Origin of the sequence: Pantoea sp. CTOTU49201, from assembly GCF_032054795.1 — a bacterium.
Classification (GTDB): Bacteria; Pseudomonadota; Gammaproteobacteria; order Enterobacterales; family Enterobacteriaceae; genus Pantoea; species Pantoea symbiotica.
Window position 1 is genome coordinate 1 of the sequence record NZ_DAMBSA010000218.1, and the last position, 7,849, is coordinate 7,849.

A 7,849-nucleotide genomic window follows, 5' to 3' on the forward strand; every position below is an offset into this window, starting at 1 on the left:
CGTGATTTCATGTTGATGGCTTTGATTTCCGGATGCTGGCGATCGCTGGCCGGGCACACTTCTACGCACAGGTTACAGCCGGTGCAATCTTCTGGAGCCACCTGCAACACGTATTTTTGTCCGCGCATATCGCGCGATTTTACATCCAGTGAAGCGAGCGAAGCTGGCGCATTTGCCAGCGCTGCAGGATCAACCACTTTGGCGCGAATCGCAGAGTGCGGGCAGGCGGCGACGCAATGGTTGCACTGCGTACAGAGATCGGGCTGCCAGATCGGCACGGCTTCGGCGATATTGCGCTTTTCCCACTGCGTGGTACCAACTGGCCAGGTGCCATCAGGTGGCAGCGCTGAGACCGGCAGTTTATCGCCAAGACCGGCAAGCATCGCTGCGGTGACGGTTTTGACGAAATCAGGCGCGCTATCAGCTACCACCGGCGGGCGATGTGGGCTGCGATCGTCAATTGGTTGCAACGGCACCGCCTGCAGCGCTTGCTGTGCCATCGCCAGCGCTTGCCAGTTGCTCTGCACCAGCTCTTCACCTTTGCTGCTGTAGCTGCGCGCAATGGCGTTTTGCAGTTCAGTTAACGCGCTATCGCCCGGCAAAATCTGGGTCAGCTGGAAAAAGGCCATCTGCATCACGGTGTTGATGCGCGCGCCCAGCTGGCATTCGCGGGCGATACGCGCCGCGTTGATCACATAGAATCGCGCCTGTTTATCGTTAAGCTGGCTCTGCACTTCCTGCGGCAGGCGCGACCACACGTCCTCAGCGCTGTACGGCGTATTGAGCAGAAAAACTCCGCCCGGCTTAAGCTGATCGAGCATGGAATACTTATCGATAAACTGCAGCTGATGGCAGCCAATGAAGTCGGCTTGCTGAATAAGGTAGGCGGATTGGATCGGATATTCACTGACGCGCAGATGGGAAACCGTCAGGCCGCCGGCTTTCTTCGAGTCGTAGACGAAATAACCCTGCACGTGCCACGGCGTGGCGTTGCCGATTATCTTGAGGTTGTTTTTGCTGGCGCTGACGCTGCCGTCGCTGCCCAAACCATAAAATAGCGCTTCGAGCCGTGCGCGATTCGGCACGATATTGGCTTCCATCGGCAGCGAAAGATGGGTGACGTCGTCGTAAATGCCGACGGTAAAACGCGCTGACGGTTGATCGCCCTGCAAGGCGCGGAACACGGCCAGTACCGCATCGGGTGCGAACTCTTTCGACGACAAACCATAGCGACCGCCGATCACCTTCGGCAGCGATGCGCGCTCGCCACGGCTGTAGGCTTCAGCCAGCGCGGTCATCACATCCAGGAACAGCGGTTCGCCGAGCGCGCCGGGCTCTTTAGTGCGATCGAGCACTGCAATGCGTTGGGCGGAAGCGGGGATCTTTTGCAGCAAATGCGCCGCCGAAAACGGGCGATAGAGGCGCACTTTCACCAGCCCGACTTTCTCGCCGCGCTGCAGCATCTCATCAATAGCTTCTTCAGCCGTGCCGCAGCCGGACCCCATCATCACGATTACGCGTTCGGCCTGCGGATGGCCGTATAACTCAAACGGCTGATAGTGGCGGCCGGTATTTTCGCCAAACGCGTTCATTGCGGCTTCTACATGCTGGGTGCAATCGTCGTACCAGCGGTTAGTGGCTTCACGTGACTGGAAATAGGTATCAGGATTAGCGGATGTGCCGCGAATCGTCGGACGATCCGGCGTTAACGCGCGGGCACGATGGGCGTTAATCGCCTCGGCGGGCATCAGCGCCTGCAGGGTTTCATCGCTAATCGGCACGATCTTGTTGATCTCGTGCGAGGTGCGGAAGCCATCGAAGAAGTGGATAAACGGGATGCGGCTATTAAGTGAGGCGATTTGTGCAATCAGGGCAAAATCCTGCGCTTCCTGCACGCTCGAGGCGCAGAGCTGGGCGCAGCCGGTTTGTCGCACCGCCATAACATCGGAGTGATCGCCAAATATCGACAGCGCGTGCGTCGCCACGGTACGCGCCGCGACGTGCAGAACAAACGGCGTCAGCTGACCCGCCAGTTTGTAGAGCGTCGGGATCATCAATAGCAATCCCTGCGACGAGGTGAAAGTGGTCGAGAGTGCGCCAGTTTGCAGCGCGCCGTGCACGGTGGCGATCGCGCCGCCTTCCGATTGCATCTCAACCACGCGCGGTACATCGCCCCAGATATTACGGCGGCCTTCGCCGGACCAGCTATCCGCCAGCTCGGCCATGGTGGAGCTGGGTGTGATGGGATAAATGGCAATCACTTCGCTGGTGCGGAAGGCGACCGAAGCCACTGCACCGTTACCGTCGACGGTAATCATAAATCGTCCTTTGCTACGCTGAGAAACCCGCAAAATTTACGGGGGTTATCAGTTCAGTTTAGCAAAGGGCTCTGACGCGACTTTTTCATCTGTGTGCTTACGAGATGGCAGCGCACCGTAATCTAACATTGATGATTTTTACATCATCTCCAGCGACTGAACGCCTTTGATTTCCATCACCTTATCGTAGATATTGTGCATCGGCGTGCGTCGTGACAATGTCACCTCTACGCTTAACTCGCACAGGCCAATTTCTTCATCACGATTCACCACGGCGATATGGCCGTAGCGCACATTTTCGCGTTGTAGCACCAGCAACACCAGCGGCACGCTTTTCGGTTTGAGATGCACCAACAGCGTATGATGACGGCCAATCAGCCAGTGACTGATGCGACGAAACGTTTCCAGCACAACCAGCGCCAGCACGGTGCCATAAATGCCGATTTCATACATGCCGCTACCGATCACCAGACCAATCGCCGCAGTAACCCATAAACCGGCGGCGGTGGTAAGACCTTTCACCACTTGCTTCTGAATAATGATGGTACCGGCGCCGAGGAAGCCCATGCCGCTCACTACCTGCGCCGCAATACGGCTGGGATCAAGCGCCACATGGTCGCTGACTAACATGTCGGCAAAGCCATATTTCGATACCAGCATAAACATCGCGCTGCCGATACCGACCAGAATATGCGTGCGCAATCCGGCCTCTTTGGCGCGCAGCTGCCGTTCCAGGCCGATCAGTCCGCCGAGAATCCCAGCCAGCGCGATGCGGATAAGCATATCCGTCAACATCGTTCTCTCCTTAGTGGTTGATAAACAGACCATCCGCCGGGTGAAAAGGGCGGAAACATCTCAAACAGGATAATTCTGCTTGCAAACAATGAAATTAAATTTTGTAAAAAGCTGTGTCGCCTATCGATCCCTCACCGCACCTGACATATGCTGGTGCGACTTTTTCGCTCAATCCCCGGAGCCCCATCGATGAAAGCCGCTCTCTTCCTGCTGGCTGGCGCCACCTTGTTACTTTCTGCCTGCAGCAGCAACAGTGACAACGAACCGCCGCAACAAGCTACTGCCGCCCACGTACAACCGCGCGTTGTGATGTCATCAATGGCTGAAGTGAATTGCAGTAATGCCGGGGGATCGCTGGCGTTTTCGCGTCAGTTAGACGGCTCACGCATCGGTATGTGCCAGTTGGCTAATGGTCGTCGCTGTGACGAACAGGCGCTGATGGGTGGAAGCTGCGCCCGCTAAGGCAGGCGCAGAAAGATTAAGCAGGGACCTGATTCGGGCTGGTTTCGCCGCGTTCCAGCTGCTGTAAGTTGCTGAGCGTGGTTTCTGAAATCGCTGTCAATGCTTCGGCGGTCAGGAAAGCCTGATGGCCGGTGAACAGCACGTTGTGACAGGCCGACAGACGACGAAACACATCATCCTGAATCACGTCATTCGATTTATCTTCAAAGAACAGATCGCGCTCGTTTTCGTATACATCCATCCCCAACGAACCAATCTTCTGCTGTTTAAGCGCATCGATCGCTGCCTGTGAATCAATTAAACCGCCACGGCTGGTGTTGATGATCATCACGCCATCTTTCATTTGGCTGAACGCCTGCGCGTTAAGCAGATGGTGATTTTCCGGCGTAAGCGGGCAGTGCAGCGTAATCACATCGGCTTCAGCGAACAGCGTTTTGAGATCGACATATTCCGCGCCCAGTTCCAGCGCCGCCTGGCTTGGATAGGGATCGAACGCTAACAGGCGCATGCCAAATCCCTTGAGGATACGCATCGCTGCGATACCAATCTTGCCGGTCCCGACTACGCCCGCAGTTTTGTTGTGCATGTTGAAGCCAGTTAAACCATCCAGCGAGAAGTTGGCATCGCGCGTGCGTTGATAGGCGCGATGAATGCGACGATTCAGCGTCATCATCAGGCCAACCGCATGTTCGGCCACCGCTTCTGGGGAATACGCCGGGACGCGCACTACGTTTAAGCCCAGCTCTTTCGCCGCCGCGAGATCGACGTTATTGAAACCGGCACAGCGCAGCGCAATGTGCTTCACGCCCAGCGCCGCCAACTCTTCCAGCACCTCTTTGCTGGCATCATCGTTGACGAAAATACACACCGCATCACAGCCCGCAGCGTTTTTCGCCGTCGCCGGTGTCAGCAGGAAGTCAAAAAACTGCAGCTCAAATCCAAAGCCCTCATTGACGTGTTCAAGGTATTTCTGGTCGTAATGCTTGGTGCTGTAAACCGCAACTTTCATTGTTTCGCTCCTGAAAAATGCAACGTCGGTATCACAACAGGATAACGTTTTCCGCGTCATTTTGCTGTTCTTCAGCCAGACTATGTCGCTAACACCTTCATTTGCCGGACGTAACATGCCATCATTTGGCTCCTCGTCAGGATTGTGTAAAGAACAGGAACGTTAACTGCCATGACGCGTGGCCTTCGCCGAACACTTGCTGCGCTGCTGGCGCTGATACTGCTGCTACTGGGATTGCTGCTGACGCTCACGCAATGGTTGCCGCGTCTGGCCGGCATCTGGCTGCCTGAAAATACCCGCGTGGAACTCAACGGCACGCCGCACTGGCAGCAAGGTGCGCTGCATTTCCCGGCGGTGCGTTATCTGGCGGGCGATTGTGAACTGGCAAACGTCAGCGATGCGACGCTCGGCTGGCAGCAAAAACGCTGGCAGCTCAGCGCCGGTGAAGTGCAACTTAACAGCGACTGCCTGCAATCGCTGCCGCACAGCGAAGCCAGCGGTGCGCCGCGCAGCCTGGCTGACTGGCAGAAGATGTTGCCTGGCGCCGATGTGCATCTGCAAAAAATCACCATTCTGCCGTGGCAGCAATATGCCGGTCGTTTTGATCTCACCTTAGATAAAGATGTGCAGCAGCTGCATTATCAGGGCGACAACCTCAATGTGGATGCGCGTTTGCAAGGTCAGTTGTTGCAGATTGCCCAGCTGCAGCTCAGTCATCCTCTACTCCCCAAACCGCTCAATCTGCATGGCGATGTCACCTTGCCAACCTTTGCTGATGGCTTGCCGGTGGCGGGTGAACTTAGCGCCGATCTCAATGTTGTGCAGTGGCCGCAGCCGCTGGCGTTGACGCTTAACTGGCAGCAACAGCAAGGTACACTGACGGTGAAACAGCAGGATGACGATCAGCCGCTGCTGCAGCTGCCGTGGCAGGTCGACGAGCGGCAGATTCGTATTACGCAAGGCCAATGGCGCTGGCCGCAGGCCGATCAGCCGCTATCGGGCGGCATGGCAGTGACGCTGGAAAACTGGCAGCAAGGGCTGGAAAACACGCTGGTCAGCGGGCGATTCAATCTGCTCACACAAGGGCGCGGCGGCAAAGGCAATCTGGTATTAAGTGTCGGCCCCGGCAAACTGAGCATGGTCGACAGCGCTTTGCCGTTTCAGTTGACCGGTGAGAGCAAATTCGCAGATCTGCAGCTGTTTGGCAGCATGCCCGGCTGGCTGCATGGCGTGCTCACCGATCCGCAGTTGAGCCTCAAGCAGGGCGCGCTGCTGCGTTTGCGCGGTCGCTTGCTCTCAACGCTGGAAGTGGATGAAGCGCGCTGGCCGTTGGCGGGCGTGACGGTGGCGTCGCGCGGCATCAATGGTCGCTTGCAGGCGATCCTCAAGGCACACGATCCCAGTTTTGGTCGCTTCAGGTTGCATCTCGATGGCCGCGCCAGCGATTTCTGGCCGGACAGCGGCGTGTGGAACTGGCGTTATTGGGGGGACGGCCAGATCGAACCGCTTACCGCCAAATGGGACGTGAAGGGCACCGGCAGCTGGCAGGACACTTTGATCAGCCTCGACACGCTGAATACCGGTTTCGATCAGCTGGCGTACGGCATGGTGCAAGTGGCTAAACCGCGCCTGACGCTCAACGCGCCGGTGCGCTGGCAGCGCGATCCCGAACATCCGGCGTTTAACGGCGGCTTCACGCTGAAATCAGGTCAAACTCAATTCAGTTATGGCGGCTGGCTGCCGCCATCAGAACTCAATTTTGAAGCCAAAGGCAGCGATCCCAGCCAGTTTATCTGGCGCGGTCAGCTGACGGCGCAGGATATTGGCCCGGTACGCGTGCATGGCCGCTGGGACGGCGAACGTCTGCGCGGCGAAGCCTGGTGGCCAGCGCAGTCATTGACGGTGTTCCAGCCGTTGCTCAGCAGCGATTTAAAAATGCGCATTCAGTCGGGCGAGCTGCGCGCGCAGGTGGCATTCTCGGCGGCCAGCGAGCAGGGCTTCGAAGCGGGCGGTCACTGGACGGTGAAAAACGGCAGCCTGTGGATGCCGGACAGTGAAATCAACGGCATCGATTTCTCGCTGCCGTTCCGCCTGAAGGATCATCAATGGCAGCTTGGACGGCGCGGTCCGGTTTCACTGCGTATCGCCGAAGTGAAAAATCAGTTCTCGCTGCAAAACATCACCGCCGATTTGCAAGGTCACTATCCGTGGCAGGAGCGCCAGCCGTTGACGCTCAGCAACGTCAATCTCGATCTGTTAGGCGGACACGTCAGCATGCCCGAGCTGCGCATGCCGCAGCATGCAGCGGCGCGCGTCTCGCTGAAGGAGATCAATCTCAGCAAGCTGGTTACTGCGATTAAACCCAAGCAGTTTGCCATGTCCGGCAAGGTCAATGGCGAGTTGCCGCTGTGGGTAAACAACCCGCAATGGCTGATTGAAAAGGGCTGGATCGCCAATAGCGGTCCGCTGACCTTCCGGCTGGATAAAGACATGGCGGATGCCATTGTCAGCAATAATTTTGCGGCCGGAGCGGCGCTGGATTGGCTGCGCTACATGGAGATCTCGCGTTCCTGGGCAACTATCGATCTGGATAACTTCGGCAATCTGATCATGCAATCGGAAGTGAAAGGCGTGAGCCAGTTCAGCAACCGCCGTCAGACCGTTAATCTGAACTACCGGCATCAGGAAAATCTGTTCCAGCTGTGGCGCAGCCTGCGCTTTGGCGATAATTTGCAATCCTGGGTGGAGCAAAATGCCACCTTACCCTCGAAGAAGGATCCCCAACCATGAGCCTCAGGGCATTACTGGTGCTGGCAGCCTGGCTGCCACTGATCGGCTGCGTGCCGCGCATTGAAGTTGCGGCACCGAAAGAGCCGATCACCATCAATATGAACGTCAAAATTGAGCATGAGATTCACATCAAGGTGGATAAAGATGTGGAAGCGCTGCTGAAGAATCAGAGCGGACTGTTTTGAGGAGAAGCATGATGATACGCAAGGGGATCGCGCTGCTTGCGGCGCTGCTGCTGATGCCTTCTGCCTGGGCGCTCACGCTGGATGAGGCGCGTCAACAAGGGCGCGTGGGCGAAACGCTCAGCGGTTATGTGGCGGCGCGTCAACAGGATGAAGAAACGCTGGCGCTGGTCAAACGCATCAACGATGGCCGCCTGCAGCAATATCAGCGTGTGGCACAGCAAAATAATTTGAGTGCCAGCGAAGTGGCGCGTATTGCCGGCGAGAAGCTGGTGAATCGCGCGGGTAGCGGC

7 protein-coding genes are annotated in these 7,849 nt (G+C 57.2%); 4 read left to right on the forward strand and 3 right to left on the reverse strand.

The features are described 5' to 3' along the window. Positions 1 to 2,318: pyruvate:ferredoxin (flavodoxin) oxidoreductase (nifJ, locus tag RTY00_RS15230; protein ID WP_312665012.1), on the reverse strand; the 2,318-nt coding region annotated here is incomplete at its 3' end. Positions 2,319 to 2,456: 138 nt separating this feature from the next. Continuing rightward, positions 2,457 to 3,113: an MgtC/SapB family protein gene (locus RTY00_RS15235; protein ID WP_008106437.1), complete on the reverse strand. Its 657-nt coding sequence runs from the start codon at positions 3,111 to 3,113 to the stop codon at positions 2,457 to 2,459. 189 nt (positions 3,114 to 3,302) lie between these two features. On the opposite strand from RTY00_RS15235, the gene RTY00_RS15240 reads away from it, so the two are divergent. Continuing rightward, on the forward strand, positions 3,303 to 3,575 hold the full coding sequence (locus RTY00_RS15240; RefSeq protein ID WP_061718809.1) for a DUF333 domain-containing protein: 273 nt from the start codon (positions 3,303 to 3,305) through the stop codon (positions 3,573 to 3,575). Between the two features lie 16 nt (positions 3,576 to 3,591). Here the strand turns inward: RTY00_RS15240 and RTY00_RS15245 are convergent, their stop codons facing one another. Further along, the gene (locus tag RTY00_RS15245) at positions 3,592 to 4,584 is read right to left on the reverse strand and encodes a 2-hydroxyacid dehydrogenase (protein WP_312665013.1); all 993 of its coding nucleotides are present in this window, start codon (positions 4,582 to 4,584) and stop codon (positions 3,592 to 3,594) included. Positions 4,585 to 4,755: 171 nt separating this feature from the next. Here RTY00_RS15245 and RTY00_RS15250 point away from each other — a divergent pair, with 171 nt between their 5' ends. From RTY00_RS15250 to RTY00_RS15260, 3 genes are all read left to right on the forward strand, one after another. Next, positions 4,756 to 7,374 carry a YdbH family protein gene (locus tag RTY00_RS15250; protein ID WP_312665014.1) on the forward strand — a complete coding sequence of 873 codons (2,619 nt, stop codon included), beginning with the start codon at positions 4,756 to 4,758 and terminating at the stop codon, positions 7,372 to 7,374. Beyond that, on the forward strand, positions 7,371 to 7,559 hold the full coding sequence (locus tag RTY00_RS15255) for a YnbE family lipoprotein (protein WP_008106429.1): 189 nt from the start codon (positions 7,371 to 7,373) through the stop codon (positions 7,557 to 7,559). Before RTY00_RS15250 ends, RTY00_RS15255 begins: the two co-directional genes overlap by 4 nt. 11 nt (positions 7,560 to 7,570) lie before the next feature. Continuing rightward, a partial coding sequence (locus tag RTY00_RS15260) for a DUF1318 domain-containing protein (RefSeq protein ID WP_312665015.1) occupies positions 7,571 to 7,849 on the forward strand: 279 nt, incomplete at its 3' end.

Excerpts from the sequence above, each read along its gene's own strand:
- RTY00_RS15235 (WP_008106437.1), bottom strand. The coding sequence starts at position 3,113 with ATGTTGACGGATATGCTTATCCGCATCGCGCTGGCTGGGATTCTCGGC.
- RTY00_RS15240 (WP_061718809.1), top strand. The coding sequence starts at position 3,303 with ATGAAAGCCGCTCTCTTCCTGCTGGCTGGCGCCACCTTGTTACTTTCT.
- RTY00_RS15245 (WP_312665013.1), bottom strand. The coding sequence starts at position 4,584 with ATGAAAGTTGCGGTTTACAGCACCAAGCATTACGACCAGAAATACCTT.
- RTY00_RS15250 (WP_312665014.1), top strand. The coding sequence starts at position 4,756 with ATGACGCGTGGCCTTCGCCGAACACTTGCTGCGCTGCTGGCGCTGATA.
- RTY00_RS15255 (WP_008106429.1), top strand. The coding sequence starts at position 7,371 with ATGAGCCTCAGGGCATTACTGGTGCTGGCAGCCTGGCTGCCACTGATC.